This is a genomic window from Microbacterium gubbeenense DSM 15944, assembly GCF_000422745.1.
In the GTDB taxonomy this organism is placed as follows: Bacteria; Actinomycetota; Actinomycetes; order Actinomycetales; family Microbacteriaceae; genus Microbacterium; species Microbacterium gubbeenense.
This window is the reverse complement of record NZ_AUGQ01000007.1, coordinates 1-16245: the sequence shown is the minus strand read 5'-3', so window position 1 is coordinate 16245 and position 16245 is coordinate 1. Positions and strand designations below refer to the sequence as shown.

General features: G+C 67.3%; 19 protein-coding genes. 13 read left to right on the top strand and 6 right to left on the bottom strand.

Going from position 1 to position 16245, the window contains the following annotated elements:
* Positions 1–135: 135 nt before the first annotated feature.
* On the bottom strand, positions 136–1248 hold the full coding sequence (locus G510_RS0106060; RefSeq protein ID WP_029152911.1) for a mannose-1-phosphate guanylyltransferase: 1113 nt from the start codon (positions 1246–1248) through the stop codon (positions 136–138).
* A gap of 178 nt (positions 1249–1426) precedes the next feature.
* Between G510_RS0106060 and sdhC the strand changes: the two genes are divergently transcribed.
* From sdhC to pstB, 9 genes are all read left to right on the top strand, one after another.
* Positions 1427–1861: a succinate dehydrogenase, cytochrome b556 subunit gene (sdhC, locus tag G510_RS0106055; protein ID WP_245563241.1), complete on the top strand. Its 435-nt coding sequence runs from the start codon at positions 1427–1429 to the stop codon at positions 1859–1861.
* Positions 1861–2304 carry a succinate dehydrogenase, hydrophobic membrane anchor protein gene (sdhD, locus tag G510_RS0106050; RefSeq protein ID WP_029152909.1) on the top strand — a complete coding sequence of 148 codons (444 nt, stop codon included), beginning with the start codon at positions 1861–1863 and terminating at the stop codon, positions 2302–2304. Before sdhC ends, sdhD begins: the two co-directional genes overlap by 1 nt.
* Before the next feature lie 22 nt (positions 2305–2326).
* Positions 2327–4156 carry a succinate dehydrogenase flavoprotein subunit gene (sdhA, locus tag G510_RS0106045; RefSeq protein ID WP_029152908.1) on the top strand — a complete coding sequence of 610 codons (1830 nt, stop codon included), beginning with the start codon at positions 2327–2329 and terminating at the stop codon, positions 4154–4156.
* Positions 4156–4914, top strand: a complete 759-nt coding sequence (locus tag G510_RS0106040) for a succinate dehydrogenase iron-sulfur subunit (RefSeq protein ID WP_036322187.1) — start codon at positions 4156–4158, stop codon at positions 4912–4914. Before sdhA ends, G510_RS0106040 begins: the two co-directional genes overlap by 1 nt.
* A 68-nt stretch (positions 4915–4982) precedes the next feature.
* On the top strand, positions 4983–5807 hold the full coding sequence (locus G510_RS0106035) for an exodeoxyribonuclease III (RefSeq protein WP_036322185.1): 825 nt from the start codon (positions 4983–4985) through the stop codon (positions 5805–5807).
* Between the two features lie 137 nt (positions 5808–5944).
* Complete coding sequence (locus G510_RS0106030; RefSeq protein ID WP_029152905.1) at positions 5945–7063, top strand: phosphate ABC transporter substrate-binding protein PstS; 1119 nt, start codon at positions 5945–5947, stop codon at positions 7061–7063.
* Positions 7064–7194: 131 nt separating this feature from the next.
* On the top strand, positions 7195–8193 hold the full coding sequence (gene pstC / locus G510_RS0106025) for a phosphate ABC transporter permease subunit PstC (RefSeq protein ID WP_051216460.1): 999 nt from the start codon (positions 7195–7197) through the stop codon (positions 8191–8193).
* Position 8194: 1 nt separating this feature from the next.
* Positions 8195–9301: a phosphate ABC transporter permease PstA gene (gene pstA / locus G510_RS0106020; RefSeq protein WP_029152903.1), complete on the top strand. Its 1107-nt coding sequence runs from the start codon at positions 8195–8197 to the stop codon at positions 9299–9301.
* Positions 9302–9338: 37 nt separating this feature from the next.
* Positions 9339–10118: a phosphate ABC transporter ATP-binding protein PstB gene (gene pstB / locus G510_RS0106015; RefSeq protein ID WP_029152902.1), complete on the top strand. Its 780-nt coding sequence runs from the start codon at positions 9339–9341 to the stop codon at positions 10116–10118.
* A gap of 246 nt (positions 10119–10364) precedes the next feature.
* Here pstB and G510_RS15570 read toward each other — a convergent pair whose 3' ends face one another.
* On the bottom strand, positions 10365–10865 hold the full coding sequence (locus G510_RS15570; protein WP_036322183.1) for a MarR family winged helix-turn-helix transcriptional regulator: 501 nt from the start codon (positions 10863–10865) through the stop codon (positions 10365–10367).
* 80 nt (positions 10866–10945) lie between these two features.
* Between G510_RS15570 and G510_RS0106005 the strand changes: the two genes are divergently transcribed.
* Both G510_RS0106005 and G510_RS0106000 read left to right on the top strand, forming a co-directional pair.
* Positions 10946–11521 carry an NADPH-dependent F420 reductase gene (locus G510_RS0106005; RefSeq protein ID WP_029152901.1) on the top strand — a complete coding sequence of 192 codons (576 nt, stop codon included), beginning with the start codon at positions 10946–10948 and terminating at the stop codon, positions 11519–11521.
* Positions 11522–11561: 40 nt separating this feature from the next.
* Complete coding sequence (locus G510_RS0106000; protein WP_051216519.1) at positions 11562–12389, top strand: VOC family protein; 828 nt, start codon at positions 11562–11564, stop codon at positions 12387–12389.
* Positions 12390–12503: 114 nt separating this feature from the next.
* Here G510_RS0106000 and G510_RS0105995 read toward each other — a convergent pair whose 3' ends face one another.
* From G510_RS0105995 to G510_RS0105985, 3 genes are all read right to left on the bottom strand, one after another.
* Positions 12504–13133: a hypothetical protein gene (locus G510_RS0105995; RefSeq protein ID WP_029152899.1), complete on the bottom strand. Its 630-nt coding sequence runs from the start codon at positions 13131–13133 to the stop codon at positions 12504–12506.
* A gap of 63 nt (positions 13134–13196) precedes the next feature.
* Complete coding sequence (locus G510_RS0105990; protein ID WP_029152898.1) at positions 13197–14141, bottom strand: permease prefix domain 1-containing protein; 945 nt, start codon at positions 14139–14141, stop codon at positions 13197–13199.
* A 1-nt stretch (position 14142) separates the two neighbouring features.
* Entirely contained in the window at positions 14143–14475 is a 333-nt protein-coding gene (locus G510_RS0105985) for a PadR family transcriptional regulator (RefSeq protein WP_029152897.1), read from the bottom strand.
* A gap of 84 nt (positions 14476–14559) precedes the next feature.
* Here G510_RS0105985 and G510_RS0105980 point away from each other — a divergent pair, with 84 nt between their 5' ends.
* Positions 14560–15543: a pirin family protein gene (locus tag G510_RS0105980; RefSeq protein WP_029152896.1), complete on the top strand. Its 984-nt coding sequence runs from the start codon at positions 14560–14562 to the stop codon at positions 15541–15543.
* 12 nt (positions 15544–15555) lie between these two features.
* Positions 15556–15876: a GNAT family N-acetyltransferase gene (locus G510_RS0105975; protein WP_029152895.1), complete on the top strand. Its 321-nt coding sequence runs from the start codon at positions 15556–15558 to the stop codon at positions 15874–15876.
* A 104-nt stretch (positions 15877–15980) separates the two neighbouring features.
* Here the strand turns inward: G510_RS0105975 and G510_RS15565 are convergent.
* Positions 15981–16245: transposase (locus tag G510_RS15565; protein ID WP_036322179.1), on the bottom strand; the 265-nt coding region annotated here is incomplete at its 5' end.

Genomic DNA, 16245 nt, shown 5'->3' with positions numbered 1-16245 from the left:
GCACAGCCGCCAATCGGACTGCGCCTCGCAGGGCAATATGCACACGCTACCCCGGCACCATTGCGCTTTTCGAGCACTTTGGTGCGGTGAAACGGGAAAGTTACATATGCCCCGCGGCCCGGTTGTCGCGACCGTCTAAAGAACGCTCCCGCGGCCCTGCTTCTGCAGCGCCGTCACGGTCTGCTTCACACGCTGCGCGTGCTCGTTCGTCGTGATCAGCAGCGCGTCCGGCGTGTCCACGACGATGACGTTCTCGACGCCGATCATCGCGACGACGCGATCCGTCTGCGACACGACGAACCCCGATGCGCCGTCGTCCAGGACGTTCGCGTTCTCGCCGAGCACGGTCACGCCGTTGCGCTTGCCGTCGCCGACGAGGCCCCACAGGCTCGCGAAGTCGCCGACGTCGTCCCAGTCGAACTGCCCCGGGATCACGGCGAGGCGCCCCTTCTCGGCCGCGGGCTCGGCAACCGCGTAATCGATGGCGATCTTCTTGAGCCCCGGCCACACGCGCTCGACGACCGCGTCGTGCTGGTCCGTGTCCCATGCCTCCGCGATCTCGACGAGTCCCGTGTGCAGCGCGGGCTCGTTCGCTTTGAGCTCATCGAGGAGCACGTCCGCACGCGAGATGAACATGCCCGCATTCCAGAGATAGGACCGGTCCGAGAAGTATTCGCGCGCCGTGGCGAGATCGGGCTTCTCGACGAAGCGCTCGACGCGCGCCGCCATCGGCGCGTCGTCGATGACGAGCTCCTCGCCCGTCTTGATGTACCCGAAGCCGACCGCCGGCTCGGACGGCTGGATGCCGATCGTGGCGATGTAACCGGCGCGGGCCGCGGCGACGGCTTGGCGCACCGTGAACTCGAACACGCGCTGCCGCTTGATGACGTGGTCGGCCGCGAAGGATCCGATCACGACGTCCGGGTGGCGACGGTGCAGGATGGCCGCGGCGAGCCCGATCGCCGCAGCGGAGTCGCGCGGATCCTGTTCGATGAACACGTTCTCGAGCGAGACGTCGGGAAGCTCCTCCTCGACCTTCGCGCCGTGCGCGCGGCCGGTGACCACGCTGATCCGCTCGGGTCCGGTCAGCGGCAGGAGCCTGTCCCACGTCGTGCGCAGCAGCGAGACGCCGGATCCAGTCAGGTCGTGCAGAAACTTCGGCGACTCGGCTCGCGACAGCGGCCAGAGCCTCGATCCGATGCCACCAGCGGGGATCACGGCGAAGAAGTCATCGATCGGCTCAGACATGACCTCAACCGTAGTCGACGCGCTTCTGGGCTCGCAGATGTCTTGACGTCGAGATACTTAGGCGAGCCTTCATCGATGGATCGACATGTGCGGAGTATCCTGGGTCACAGGCTCACCGCATGTCTGTATGTGGGGCGTGCGCGCCGGCATCATCAGCTTTCGATCAGAGAGGACGATCGTGTCCGCACCCGCGCGTCTGACACCCGATGTGTCCCAGACCACGTCAAAAGTTCCGCGAGGAACTCTCTACCGCGGCCGCGAGGGCATGTGGTCGTGGGTGCTTCATCGCATCACCGGCGTCGCCATCTTCTTCTTCCTCCTCGTGCACGTCCTCGACACAGCGCTCATCCGCGTGTCGCCCGAGGCGTACGACGCCGTGATCGGCACCTACAAGAACCCCATCATGGGCTTCGGCGAGGTCGTGCTGGTGGCCGGAATCGCGTACCACGCGTTCAACGGACTCCGCATCATCCTGATCGACTTCTGGTCCAAGGGCGCGAAGTACCAGCGCCAGATGTTCTGGTGCGTCATCGTCGTGTGGATCGTGACGATCGCTGGCTTCAGCGTGCGCCATATCCCGAATGTCCTCTCGCACATGGGAGGCGGTCACTGATGAATGCTTCGACCATCGACGCGCCCCGCGCACCCCAGCGCCGCAAGGGCTCCAACTTCGAGAAGTGGGGCTGGCTGTACATGCGCGTCTCCGGCGTGCTCCTCGTCGTGCTGATCTTCGGTCACCTCTTCGTGAACCTGATGCTCGGCGACGGGATCAGCGCTCTCGACTTCGGCTTCGTCGCCGGAAAGTTCGCGAACCCGCTGTGGCAGTGGTGGGACGTTCTGATGCTGTGGCTGGCCTTCATCCACGGTGCGAATGGCATGCGCACGATCGTGAACGACTACGTTCGCGGCGCCAAGACGCGCGCCACGCTCGTCTGGGTCATCGGCATCGTTGCGGCCCTCATGATCCTGCTGGGCACGCTCGTCGTGTTCACCTTCGACCCCTGCATCGGCGCGAGCACCGGCGGCGCGATCGCCGACGCCTGCCAGGCCCTCTGACGGAAAAGACTGCGAAACAGCAATGGCATCCAACGCATACCCCGACGCAGAGTTCAAGGACGGCGTCTACTACCACCAGCATGACGTCGTCATCGTCGGCGCCGGCGGCGCCGGAATGCGCGCCGCCATCGAGGCGGGTCCGAACGCGAACACCGCCGTCGTAACGAAGCTGTACCCGACCCGATCCCACACGGGCGCGGCGCAGGGCGGCATGGCCGCGGCGCTCGCGAACGTCGAGGACGACAACGCCGAGTGGCACACGTACGACACCGTCAAGGGCGGCGACTACCTCGTCGACCAGGACGCTGCGGAGATCCTCGCGAAGGAGGCCATCGACGCGGTCATCGACCTCGAGAACATGGGCCTGCCCTTCAACCGCACGCCCGACGGCAAGATCGACCAGCGGCGCTTCGGCGGCCACACCCGCGAGCACGGCAAGTCGCCTGTGCGCCGCGCGTGCTACGCCGCCGACCGCACCGGTCACATGATCCTGCAGACGCTGTACCAGAACTGCGTCAAGCTCGGCATCAACTTCTTCAACGAGTTCTACGCGCTCGACCTCGTCACCTCGAAGGACGAGAACGGCCGCACGCGCGTGGCGGGCATCGTGGCCCTCGAGCTGGCGACCGGCGACCTGCACGTCTTCCAGGGCAAGTCGGTCGTGTTCGCCACCGGCGGCTTCGGCAAGATGTTCAAGACGACGTCGAACGCGCACACGCTCACGGGCGACGGCGTCGGCATCATCTGGCGCAAGGGCCTGCCGCTCGAGGACATCGAGTTCTTCCAGTTCCACCCGACCGGCCTGGCAGGGCTCGGCATCCTCCTGACCGAGGGCGCCCGAGGCGAGGGCGCGATCCTCCGCAACGCGTCGGGCGAGCGCTTCATGGAGCGCTACGCCCCGACCATCAAGGACCTCGCGCCGCGCGACATCGTGGCGCGCTCGATGGTCAAGGAGGTCCTCGAGGGCCGCGGCGCCGGACCGAACAAGGACTATGTCTACCTCGACTGCACCCACCTGGGCGCCGAGGTGCTCGAGACGAAGCTGCCGGACATCACCGAGTTCGCCCGCACCTACCTGGGCGTCGACCCCGTCGTCGAGCCCGTTCCCGTGATGCCCACCGCCCACTACGCGATGGGCGGTATCCCGACGAACAACAACGGCGAGGTGCTTGCGAACAACGACGAGATCGTCCCGGGCCTGTACGCGGCCGGCGAGTGCGCGTGCGTGTCCGTGCACGGATCCAACCGCCTCGGCACTAACTCGCTGCTCGATATCAACGTGTTCGGCAAGCGCTCGGGCCGCAACGCCGTCGAGTACGCGAAGTCGGCCGGCTTCGTGCCCCTCCCCGCGGATCCCGCGAAGGAGGTGCGCGAGATGGTCGAGCGCCTGCGCTCCTCGCAGGGCACCGAGCGCGTGGCGGACATCCGCCGCACGCTGCAGGAGGAGATGGACAAGAACGCGCAGGTGTTCCGCACGGAGGAGACCCTCACGAACGTGATGGGCACGATCCACGGCCTGCGCCAGCGCTACATGAACGTCGCCGTCGATGACCGTGGCAAGCGGTTCAACACCGACCTGCTCGAGGCGATCGAGCTGGGCTTCCTGCTCGACCTCGCCGAGATCGTCGCCTACGCCGCCCGCAACCGCAAGGAGAGCCGCGGCGGCCACATGCGTGAGGACTACCCCGACCGCGATGACGAGAACTACATGAAGCACACGATGGCGTATCTGACGGGCAACCCGCACTCGCCGGATCCTGACGATCACATCGCCCTCGAGTGGAAGCCCGTCGTCTTCACGAAGAACGAGGCGGGCGAGCTCCGCTACCCGCCGATGGAGAGGAAGTACTGATGTCCGCTGTCGTGGCAGATGCACCGGCCGAGGAAGAGGCGATCCAGTCGTACCTCGTCACCTTCATGGTGCGCCGCTTCAACCCGGAGGTCGACGCCGAACCCAAGTGGGTCGACTACGACGTCGAGATGTACCCGACCGACCGCGTACTCGATGCCCTGCACAGCATCAAGTGGGACATGGACGGCTCGCTTTCGTTCCGCCGCTCCTGCGCGCACGGCATCTGCGGATCCGACGCGATGCGGATCAACGGCCGCAACCGCCTCGCCTGCAAGACGCTGATCAAGGACCTCGACATCGCGAAGCCCGTGTACGTCGAGGCGATCAAGGGTCTCCCCCTCGAGAAGGACCTCATCGTCGACATGGAGCCGTTCTTCGCGTCGTTCCGCGAGGTGCAGCCCTTCCTGCAGGCGAACTCGGCGCCCAAGGGCAACAAGGAGCGCCACCAGACGATCGAGGACCGCGCGCTCTTCGACGACACCACGAAGTGCATCCTGTGCGCGGCGTGCACCTCGTCGTGCCCCGTGTTCTGGACGGACGGGCAGTACTTCGGCCCGGCCGCGATCGTCAACGCGCACCGGTTCATCTTCGACTCGCGCGATGACGAGTCGCAGGTGCGCCTCGACATCCTCAACGACAAGGAGGGCGTGTGGCGCTGCCGCACGACCTTCAACTGCACCGAGGCGTGCCCGCGCGGCATCGAGGTCACCAAGGCGATCGCCGAGGTGAAGCAGGCCATCCTCAAGGGCGGCCGCTGAGCGAACGCAGCACGCGAAACGGGGTCCGGCATCGTGCCGGGCCCCGTTTCGTCGTTAGGCTGGGGCGCATGACTCGCATCGCCTCCGTGAACGTCAATGGGATCCGCGCCGCCGCTCGAAAGGGCATGGGCGAGTGGATCGACGCCTCGGGCGTCGACATCCTGACCCTGCAGGAGGTGCGCGGACAGCGCGAGCACCTCGAGGCGATCCTGCCGGGCTGGCACATCCTCGAGGACGAGTCACTGCAGAAGGGCCGCGCGGGCGTGGCGATCGCCTCCCGCGAGCCGTCCGTCGCGCACCGCGTCGGCCTCGGCGAGGACACCGTCGATTCCCACGGCCGCTGGATCGAGGCCGATTTCCACGTCGGCAGCACGACCCTCACGGTGGTGAGCGCCTACGTGCACTCCGGGGAGGTCGACACCCCGAAGCAGGCCGCGAAGTGGCTGTTCCTCAACGCCATGCTCGAGCGTCTCCCCCACCTCGGCGAGTACGCGGTCGTCACGGGCGACCTCAACGTCGGTCACAGAGAGCTCGACATCAAGAACTGGCGCGGCAACCGCAAGAAGTCGGGCTTCCTGCCGCGCGAGCGCGCGTACTTCGACCGGTTCTTCGGCGAGGCGGGCGCATCGCTCGAGATGGTCGACGGATCCACCGGAACGGGGCTCGGCTTCGTCGATGTGGGCCGCACGTTCGCCGGCGAGGTCGACGGGCCGTACACCTGGTGGTCGAACCGCGGCCAGGCGTTCGACAACGACACCGGGTGGCGCATCGACTACCACGTCGCGACTCCCGCCCTCGCGGACCTCGTCAAGGACTACCGCGTTGACCGCTACCCCTCGTACGACGCGCGCTGGAGCGACCACGCACCGGTCATCGCCGACTACGCACTCTGAGGGGTTTCACAACCTCGTTAATCTCCCGTTCACCTTGAGTCTCTGATCCGGTCAGAGAGCGCGCTTAGCGTCGAAAACTGTTGGGCGTCCCTCCCAGCACCAGAACTGCCCTTTCTCTGAACGGATCGGATTTCTTCGTGAAGCTTTCTCGCCTGTCCGGCATCGCCGCTATTGGTGCCGTTGCTGCCCTTACCCTCGCCGGCTGCGCCGCGAACGAGGCACCCGCCAGTGACGCCCCCTCCGACGGCGGCTCGTCCTCCGAGGCCCCCGCGGGCTCGGCCGGCACGCTCGGCGCCACCGGCGCCTCGTCGCAGGCCGCCGCGCAGGCAGCCCTCGTCGCAACGTTCCAGACGAACAACCCCGACGCGACCGTCAACTACGAGTCGACCGGATCGGGCACCGGCCGCGACAACTTCATCGCCGGCGCCTCCGACTTCATCGGCTCCGACCGTGCGTTCGAGGTCGAGGAGTTCGAGGGCGGCTTCGCCACCTGCGCGTCGGACAGCATCGTCGAGATCCCGACCTACATCTCGCCGGTTGCGCTCGCGTTCAACCTGCCCGAGATCGACACGCTCAACCTCGACGCCGCGACGATCGCCGGTATCTTCGCCGGTGAGATCACGCAGTGGAACGACGAGGCGATCGCGTCGCAGAACGAGGGCGTCGAGCTCCCCGATCTCGCGATCACCCCGGTGAACCGCTCGGACGCCTCCGGCACCACCGAGACGTTCGTGTCGTACCTCGCCGCGACCGCCCCCGACGTGTGGACCTACGAGGTCGGCGACGAGTGGCCGATCGATGGCACCGAGCGCGCCCAGGGCACGCAGGGCATCTCGCAGGTCGTCGGCTCGAGCGAGGGCACCATCGGTTACCTCGACGCGTCGCAGGCTCCCGAGGACGCCGGCCAGGTGGCCGTGGGCGTCGACGGCGAGTACGTGCCGTACTCGTCGGAGGCCGCCTCGAAGCTCATCGAGAACTCGGACCTCGAGGACGGTCGTGAGGACCAGGACCTCGTCTTCGCGGTCGACCCCGCTTCGGCCTCGGACGGCGCCTACCCGATCGCCCTCGTGTCGTACCTCATCGGCTGCGTCGAGTACGAAGACGCCGAGAAGGCGCAGCTCGTGAAGGACTACTTCACGTTCGTCGCGTCGGAGGAGGGCCAGCAGGTCGCCGCCGATGAGGCCGGCAGCGCTCCGATCTCGGAGGGCCTCCGCGAGCAGGTCAACGCGGCGATCGACGCGATCGTCACCGAGTAACACTTTCGGGACCGGGCCCGGCCGCATAGGCTGAGAACCGGTTTCCATGCCCCCGGGCGGGGGCGAGCACGACCTCATCCCCGCCCGGGGGCGCACGCATGATGTCCCCCACGTACAAGAACTGGGAGCTAATGAGCATCTCGGAGAAGGCGCCCGCGCCAGCGCCCGACGCGCAGCATCCATCGCCCGCCACCCGGATCCGCGCCCGCAAGCGCCCCGGCGACCTCGCCTTCTCGGGGGCCTCGCTCGGTGCCGGCATCATCATTCTGATCGTGCTGGCCGCGACCGCCTTCTTCCTCATCGCGCAGTCGATCCCCGCGTTCGCGACGGATCCTGACGACAACCCGATGCTCGAGGGCGAGAGCTTCTGGAGCTACGCCGTTCCGCTGCTGTTCGGCACGCTCTGGTCGTCGCTTCTCGCGCTGTTCATCGCCACGCCGATCGCGATCGGCATCGCGCTGTTCATCTCGCACTACGCGCCCCGCAAGCTCGCGGCCGTGCTCGGATACGTGATCGACCTCCTCGCCGCGGTCCCGTCCGTCGTGTTCGGCCTCTGGGGCGCGCTGTTCTTCTCGAGCTTCCTGCAGCCGTTCTACGTCACCCTGACGAACACGCTCGGCACGGTTCCGGTCCTCGACCTGTTCTTCAGCGGCCCCGTCTCGGCCAGCGGTCGCACGATCATGACCGCCGCTCTCGTGCTCGCGGTCATGATCCTCCCGATCATGACCGCCATCTGCCGCGAGGTGTTCCTGCAGACGCCGAAGCTGCACGAAGAGGCATCCCTGGCGCTCGGCGCCACGCGCTGGGAGATGATCCGCATGTCGGTCCTCCCCTTCGCCCGCGGCGGCATGGTGTCGGGCGCGATGCTCGGCCTCGGCCGTGCGCTCGGTGAGACCATGGCAGTCACGATGGTGCTGTCGGGATCGCCCATCATCGCCTTCCAGCTGCTGCAGTCGGGAAACCCGCAGTCGATCGCGGCGAACATCGCCCTGCACTTCCCCGAGGCGTATGGCACGGGCGTCAACACCCTGATCGCCACCGGCCTCATCCTGTTCATCGTGACGTTCGCCGTCAACGCCATCGCGCGCTGGCTCGTGAACCGTCGCGCCGAGTTCTCGGGAGCGAACTGACATGACCTCTCCCTCGGCCACCGCCGCGCCCGCCCCCACCCGATCCATCACCGCGGGCCACCTGCCCGGCTGGACCCCCTGGGCGATCCTCGTCGGCGCCATGGCGATCTCGTTCGCGATCTTCGGCGTGACCCACGACGGCCGGGATCTCGCCGATTTCAATGTCGTCGGCGCCCTGTTCGTCGGCATGGTGATCTACATCGTGCTCATCGGCGTCATCTCGTCGATCGCCGAGAGCCGCCGCCACGCGACCGATCGCCTCATGACGGCACTCATCTCGACCGCGTTCGTGATCGCCTGTCTGCCGCTCGTCTCGCTGCTGTGGACCGTCGTGTCCAACGGCCTCGCGCGCATGGACGGCGAGTTCTTCAGCTTCTCGATGCGCAACATCATCGGCGAGGGCGGCGGCGCCGTCCACGCGATCTGGGGAACGCTCATCATCACGGGGCTCGCCACGCTGATCTCCGTTCCGATCGGCCTTATGACGTCGATCTACCTGATCGAATACGGCAACGGCAACCGGCTCTCCCGCGCCATCACGTTCTTCGTCGACGTCATGACCGGCATCCCGTCGATCGTCGCCGGTCTGTTCATCTACTCGGTGTTCGCGCTACTGCTCGGCCCCGGCGTGCGCATGGGCATCATGGGTGCGCTCGCGCTCAGCGTGCTGATGATCCCGGTCGTCGTGCGCGGATCTGAGGAGATGCTGCGCATCGTGCCGAACGAGCTGCGCGAGGCCTCGTACGCGCTCGGTGTGCCGAAGTGGCTGACGATCACGAAGGTCGTGCTGCCGACGGCGATCGCCGGAATCACGACGTCTGTCATGCTGGCGATCGCCCGCGTGATCGGCGAGACGGCTCCCCTGCTGCTCACCGCCGGATTCGTGCAGAACCTTCAGCTCAACCCGTTCGAGACGTCGAACGGGCAGATGATGACGCTTCCCGTGTACGTGTACAACGAGTTCATGTACCCCAGCGCCTCGAGCCCGGATGCGTCGCTCGAACGCGCGTGGGCCGCCGCCCTCACGCTGCTGCTCATCGTGATGGTGCTCAACCTCCTCGCGCGCCTCATCTCGAAGGTGTTCGCCCCCAAGACCAGCGGTCGCTGAACCGCGCTGACGACAGCAACGAAGAAGGATTCATCGGATGTCCAAGAGCATCGAAGTCAATGACCTCAACGTCTTCTACGGCGACTTCCTCGCCGTCGAAGGTGTGTCCCTCGACGTGCAGCCCGGTACGGTCACGGCGTTCATCGGCCCGTCGGGCTGCGGGAAATCGACCTTCCTGCGCACCCTGAACCGCATGCACGAGGTCATCCCCGGCGCCCGCGTCGAGGGCGAGGTCATGATCGACGGCAAGAACCTGTACGGCCCGGGCGTCGACCCCGTGCTCGTCCGCCGCCAGGTGGGCATGGTCTTCCAGCGGCCCAACCCCTTCCCCACGATGTCGATCCGCGACAACGTGCTGGCGGGCGTCAAGCTCAACAACCGCCGCATGGCCAAGAGCGACCAGGATTCGCTCGTCGAGCAGTCGCTGCGCGGCGCGAACCTCTGGAACGAGGTCAAGGACCGCCTGGAGAAGCCGGGTTCGGGCCTGTCCGGCGGCCAGCAGCAGCGCCTCTGCATCGCCCGTGCGATCGCGGTCTCGCCCGATGTGATCCTCATGGACGAGCCCTGCTCGGCCCTGGACCCCATCTCGACGTTCGCGATCGAGGAGCTGATCGCGGAGATCAAGAACGACTACACGGTCGTGATCGTCACGCACAACATGCAGCAGGCGAGCCGCGTGTCCGACAAGACGGCGTTCTTCAACATCGCCGGCACGGGCAAGCCGGGCAAGCTCATCGAGTACGACGACACGACCAAGATCTTCACGACGCCGACGGTCAAGGCGACGGAGGACTACGTGTCGGGCCGCTTCGGATAATCCCGAGCCTTTCGGACGGAGACGAGCCACAACCGCGGACCAGATCGTGCATGCGGTCCGCGGTTGTGGCTCGTCTCCGCATCTGCTGAGTCAGGAATTCCTCGGGCTGCAGTTCGTTACACTGGTAGTGCCGGGCCGCAGATTACCCCGGGCTCCAAATTTCGCCGCTTCGAGCGGCCTTCCGCCGTGAGGCGTACTTCTGCGGCTCGGCACCTTCGTGCCCCACGGTCGATAGCCACGAGACTCTCAGCTCGGATCGAAATCGCCGCGGTGACGCCCAGCCACCTGCCCGCTCGGATCCAACCGTTCGAGCACGAGGTTCGCGATCTCGCGCAGCTGGACGCGCTGCTCCGGCGTGAGCGCATCGAGCACAGCGTCTCGGACGTTGTCGACGTGCCTCGGGGTCGCCGCGATCGCTTTCCGCCGCCCCTCGTGCGTCAGACGCACATCCGTGCCACGAGCATCGCCGGGTGCCTTCGAACGCACCACGTACCCGCGCGTCTCGAGGCGTCCGATGACATGCGACAGCCGCGGCCTCGTTGCGTTCGTGCGATCGGCGAGTTCGCTCATCCGCAGCGAATGGCCATCGGCCCGCGTGAGCACGGCCATAGCGAAGTAGTCGAAGTGCGTCAGGTCGTCGTCGCGCAGCAACTGAGCGTCGAGCCGCCGCGGCAAGAGCTCCATCATGGTCGCGACGGGCGCCCATGTCGCTTGTTCTTCGGGCGTGAATGAGCGAGGTCTGGACACGACACGATCCTACGGGAATAGTTGTGCCGACAACGATGTTGACCCTTATAGTTGTAGCAACAATCAAATTGGAGGACATCATGACCAGCATCACCATCTTCGGCAACGGCAACATGGGCACCGCGATCGACAGCGTTCTCGCTAAGGGCGGCGCCGACGTGCAGCACATCGGCAGCGCCGACAACAACGCCGACGTCCGGGGCGACATCGTCGTGCTCGCGGTCCCCTACCCCGCGATCGCCCAGATCGCGGCTGACTACGGCGACAAGCTCGCCGGCAAGACCGTCGTCGACATCACCAACCCGCTCGACTTCGCGACCTTCGACGCGCTCGTCGTGCCCGCGGGCAGCTCGGCGACGGCGGAGCTGCAGCAGGCCCTCCCGGCCGCGAACGTGGTGAAGGCGTTCAACACGAACTTCGCCGCGACGCTCGCGTCGGGCACCGTGGGCCAGGCGGAGACGACCGTGCTCATCGCGGGCGACGACGAGGGCGCGAAGACGGCGCTCGCCGACGCGATCACCGCGGGCGGACTGCGCGCGATCGACGCGGGATCCCTGAAGCGCGCGCACGAGCTCGAGGCGATCGGCTTCCTGCAGCTCACGCTCGCCGCGCAGGAGAAGGTGGCTTGGACGGCAGGGTTCGCCGTTGTCAGCTGACGTCCGCGGCGCGGCCGACCTGCTCGCCGCCGACACGGCCATGGGCCCGGTGACGCTCCGCGTCGCCGACCTGGACGCGATGACCCGGTACTACACGCAGGCCGTACCGCTCACCGTGCTCACCGCCGTCGGCCCGATGGCCGTGCTCGGCCGCGACACGGAACCCGTGGTGATCCTCGAGCACGCGCCGGAGCTGCGGCACGCGTCCCCGCGCGATGCCGGGCTGTACCACACGGCCATCGTGTTCGAGACGGAGCCCGCGCTGGCGGCGGCCGTGGCATCGGTCGCCCGCCACGCGCCGGGCACGTTCACGGGCAGCGCCGACCACCTCGTGAGCAAGGCGTTCTACTTCACCGACCCCGAGGGCAACGGTGTGGAGCTCTACTGGGACCGCGACCGCACGACATGGAGCTGGACCCACGGGCAGGTCGAGATGGGCGTCGTCCGCCTCGACCCGAACGCCTACCTGCGCGAGCACCTCACCGAGGCGGGCGCGGCGGATCCGGTCGTCGGCGGCGCGCGCGTCGGTCACGTGCACTTGAGCATCGGCGACGTCGACACCGCGCGCACCTTCTACGTGGACCAGCTGGGCTTCGAGACGACGCTCGATTGGAACGGCGCCCTGTTCGTCAGCGCCGGCGGCTACCACCACCACATGGCGATGAATGTGTGGAACAGCAGCGGGGCAGGCCGCCGAGGCCGAACGCTCGGCCTCGGCGCGGTGAACATCGCCCTGCCGACGCGGGAGGATATCGGCACCACGACCGAGCGCCTGCTGCATTACGGCGTCGAGATCCGCGACGACGGCGCAACGGTGTCGTTCGAGGATCCGTGGGCGAACCTCGTGCGCCTGACCACGAACAGCTGAGGTCACCGGCAGACCCGAGCACCGCCCATCCGGCCACCTCGAGCTCTCCAGATCACGATGTCCCCGTTAGTGCGCGATCACCGCCTCAAAGCCGCTCCAACGGGGACACGGTTCTCAGAGCAGGTCGTCGCGGCGCCAGAGGCGGGCGGCGATCGCGAGATCGTCGGCGTACGACGCCAGGCGCAGGGCGCGCGTCGTCAGCGCCGTCGAGCGGTGCGGTTCGGTCTGCTCGTAGTCGTCGGCGAGGTGCGTCGCCCCGGAGGCCTGCACCCGGCAGAATGCCGCCGTGCGATCCAGCGCCACCGCGAAGTCCCCGGTAAACGCACCCCGCAGGATCGTGTCGATGAGCACCATGAGCTCCGCTGGCCCCGCCGGCGTGGGGGCGCCCGCGACGACTGCGTCGGTCGTCGGCAGGTTCTGCCGGCCGAGCTCATACAGCAGTGCGGCGGTCTGTGGGTCGTCGTGGATACTGAGCTGCATGAGGTACATCCTCCACAGCGCGCCGGGCAGCGACTTCGCGGGCGAACGCGACCAGAGCTGGGCGATATCGTCGATGCCGTGCGACGCCGTGAACGCGATCAGCCGCTCGATCGTCTCCGGATCCTCGTCCTCACGCGCGCGTGCGAGGAGCGTCGTCGCGGTGGCGTGCGCGGCGCGCGAGACCTCCGCCGGATCCTCCGACGCGAACAGGCGGTCGAACGTCGCAGAGGGGCGGAACACGGGTCGGGAGAAGTCGCTCGTCATCGCGCTCCAGCGTACGCTCCCGGGACGACCCCGGGGCCGGTGCACGCAGTCTCGAACGCCGAATCAGCCTGCGCGCCGCACGCCGCGCCACGCCTGTACGACCGCAGCGACCGCAGTGACCGCGATGCCGACGATCAGAAGAATCGCAAGGATCCGCATCACGTCCGCGCCGACGCCCACCGCCTGGAACGCAGCGACGATCTCAGTTGCCAGCAGGAGCCCGCGCCCGATGACGGATGCCGCCCAACTGACGAATACGATCGCGATCGCGGTCCGGATCACCGCGAGGCCGACTGTCCAGACGCCGCGACGCGCGCGCACGACGACGAAGACGGCCTCAGCGAGTACGACCGAGAACAGCCCGGCGATCCACCACGGCCAGAGCTCGGCACTCAGCACCGACGTCCAGCTCCCATTGAGGAAGGCGAACCCGCGAGCGTAGTCCCACAGAACGGCTGTGACGACGAGCATGAGCACGACTCCCGACGCGATGGCGTCGGCCACGCCGCCCTGACGCTCGGGCGCTTCGGGAAGCCGATCGACGGTCCACCGCGCCGCGATCCGGGCCCCGGATCGGTCGAGGACAGCGAACACGATCGTCGTCCAGAAGAACACGTGCATGATCGCGCTGATCATCACCACGATCGACTCGGCGATGATCGTGCCGACGGGTTCCTCCGCGATTGCGTGACCGATCGCGACACCTGCTCCCGCGACAGGCGGGACACTCCATAGCAGCACCTTCAGAATCCGCCACCACAGCAGGAAGAACCGCGGCCCGATCAGGGCGAGGGGCCGATCCGCGAAGCCGCTCGCGAGCACAGCGGGATCGCCGAGGTCTTCGAGCGCGAGGCGTTCGGCCTCCGCGAGCGATACGCCCTCGTTGCCTCGCGCCTCGACGGCGTCGGCGATGGAGGCCTCGAGCTCTCGCCGCACGTCGTCTCTCGCGTCGGGCGGCAGGCGGCGGATCGTATCGTGCACGTAGCGTTCCGTGAGCGTGGCCGTCATGTCACTTCTCCTCATCGGTGAGAGACGCGATCGCTCGCGTCAGCAGCTGCCATTCGCGGGTCAACATCTCGGCGAGCCGTTCGCCCTCGTCGGATGTGAGGTAGAACTTGCGCGGACGCGACTGATCGGTGTTCCACTCGCTCTCGAGGTACCCCTGCTTCTCGAGCCGTCGCAGAAGCGGGTACAGCGTATTCGCATCTGTCTCGAACCCCTGGCTCGCCAGTTGCTCAAGCAGGTTATAGCCATAGTCCGCGCTCCGCAGTCGGCGGAGGCAGGCAAGGACGATCGTTCCCCGCCGCAGCTCCTGCAGGTGCGCGTTGGGAGAGTCGATCATGAGATCTGACGATACTGTGTGCAACACACTATTGTCAACGATAAACTTGTTCCTATGCAACCGCATGCACCGTATGCTGGCCCCATGAGCAACGTGGAGCGCAATCCCGACGTCGCTGTGCTGGAGCCCGGCGAACCGTGTTCCGATGTCGAGGTGCTGACCCCGCGCGACGTGCCCCTCGGCGGGCCCCGCGCGATGCCCGTCGCCCGCACCCTGCCGCAGCGCAAGCGCTCGCTCGTCGGATCCTGGTGCTTCCTCGACCACTACGGCCCCGACGACGTGTCGGTCACGGGCGGCATGAGCGTGCCGCGCCACCCGCACACCGGGCTCGCGACCGTGTCGTGGCTGTTCAGCGGCGAGATCGACCACCTCGATTCCGGTGGCAACGCCGCGCGGGTCGTCCCCGGCGAGCTGAACCTCATGATCGCCGGCCGCGGGATCACCCACCAGGAGATCTCGACGGATCAGACCCGCATCCTGCACGGCGTGCAGCTCTGGTACGCGCTCCCCGATGCCACGCGCTTCAGCGAGAACCACTTCGCGCACTATGTTCCCGAACCCGTCTCCCCTGCGCCCGGCGTGAGCGCGCGCGTGTTCATCGGCTCGCTCGCGGGATCCGCGTCGCCGGTCGACACGCGCACGCCCGACCTCCTGGGTGCCGAGCTCACGCTCGAGGCCGGCGCGTCCGTCACGCTCGAAGCCCGACGCGACTTCGAGTACGCGGTGCTCGCCGAGTCGGGCGATGCGCGAGTCAACGGCACGGCGATCGCGCACCGCGAGCTGGCGTACGTGCCGACCGGATCCGATTCGCTCACGATTGCGGTGGAGGACGCCGCGCGCGTGATCCTGCTCGGCGGCGTGCCGTTCGCCGAGCAGATCGTGATGTGGTGGAACTTCGTCGGCCGCACCCACGACGAGGTCGCAGAGTTCCGCCGCCGCTACCAGGCCGAGATGGGCTTCGAACCCGGCGAGAGCCCGGATCCGCTCTTCGGCGATTTTCCCTCCGGACAGCCGGATGCGCTGCCCGCCCCCGTCCTGCCGAACGTGCGGCTGCGCCCGCGCGAGTGAGGAACAACGATCATGGCAACTGTTGACCACCGTCCCGACGAGCGGCGCTACGTGCTGCTCGATGGCGAGACCGAGATCGGCGAGGAGAAGTACGTCGACACCGGCGACGAGCGCGTGCTCTTCCACACGCTCGTCTCGAAGGACTACTCCGGCCAGGGCCTCGCGTCGGTCCTTGTCCGCGGCGTCATCGACGACCTCATCGCCTCGGGCCACAAGGTCGTGCCGGTGTGCCCGTACGTGAAGGCCTGGCTGCCGAAGCACCCCGAGTACGCGGATCACGTCGTGGAACCGACCCGCGCGCACCTGCGTGCGATCGCGCAGCAGGGCGCTTAGAACGCAGGCGGCCGCTCGAGCGCGCGGCGGCGCAGCACGCCGAGCCGGATCAGGTATAGCGGCTCTTCGCGGTTCGTGGTGAATGACCCTGCTGTGGCGGGTATTCACGCTACGGTTCTCGCGGCGCTGGTGAGCAGGATACGCGTCCGGTAGTTCTCCGCGTTGCGGAATCCGCGGCCGGTGCGTTTGATGTTCTTGATGCCGGTGTTGCCCGCTTCGACCTTCGCGGTGGTTGCGCCGGTGACGATGAGGACCTCGATGGCGTCCCACCAGGTCACGACGGTGTCGTAGAGCTTCGTGGCCTCGGGCATGTTCGCGATCTGGACGAAGTAGCCCATCCGCATCCGCTCCTGCCAGGCCTGGGCGAGA

Bases quoted from the DNA above. Each gene is read 5' to 3' on its own strand.
- G510_RS0106000 (WP_051216519.1), top strand. From the start codon at position 11,562: ATGGGCCCGGTGACGCTCCGCGTCGCCGACCTGGACGCGATGACCCGG.
- G510_RS0105980 (WP_029152896.1), top strand. From the start codon at position 14,560: ATGAGCAACGTGGAGCGCAATCCCGACGTCGCTGTGCTGGAGCCCGGC.
- G510_RS0105995 (WP_029152899.1), bottom strand. From the start codon at position 13,133: ATGACGAGCGACTTCTCCCGACCCGTGTTCCGCCCCTCTGCGACGTTC.
- G510_RS0106060 (WP_029152911.1), bottom strand. From the start codon at position 1,248: ATGTCTGAGCCGATCGATGACTTCTTCGCCGTGATCCCCGCTGGTGGC.
- G510_RS0106035 (WP_036322185.1), top strand. From the start codon at position 4,983: ATGACTCGCATCGCCTCCGTGAACGTCAATGGGATCCGCGCCGCCGCT.
- sdhA (WP_029152908.1), top strand. From the start codon at position 2,327: ATGGCATCCAACGCATACCCCGACGCAGAGTTCAAGGACGGCGTCTAC.
- G510_RS0106005 (WP_029152901.1), top strand. From the start codon at position 10,946: ATGACCAGCATCACCATCTTCGGCAACGGCAACATGGGCACCGCGATC.
- pstC (WP_051216460.1), top strand. From the start codon at position 7,195: ATGAGCATCTCGGAGAAGGCGCCCGCGCCAGCGCCCGACGCGCAGCAT.
- G510_RS0105975 (WP_029152895.1), top strand. From the start codon at position 15,556: ATGGCAACTGTTGACCACCGTCCCGACGAGCGGCGCTACGTGCTGCTC.
- pstA (WP_029152903.1), top strand. From the start codon at position 8,195: ATGACCTCTCCCTCGGCCACCGCCGCGCCCGCCCCCACCCGATCCATC.
- G510_RS0105985 (WP_029152897.1), bottom strand. From the start codon at position 14,475: ATGATCGACTCTCCCAACGCGCACCTGCAGGAGCTGCGGCGGGGAACG.
- G510_RS0106040 (WP_036322187.1), top strand. From the start codon at position 4,156: ATGTCCGCTGTCGTGGCAGATGCACCGGCCGAGGAAGAGGCGATCCAG.
- sdhD (WP_029152909.1), top strand. From the start codon at position 1,861: ATGAATGCTTCGACCATCGACGCGCCCCGCGCACCCCAGCGCCGCAAG.
- G510_RS0105990 (WP_029152898.1), bottom strand. From the start codon at position 14,141: ATGACGGCCACGCTCACGGAACGCTACGTGCACGATACGATCCGCCGC.
- pstB (WP_029152902.1), top strand. From the start codon at position 9,339: ATGTCCAAGAGCATCGAAGTCAATGACCTCAACGTCTTCTACGGCGAC.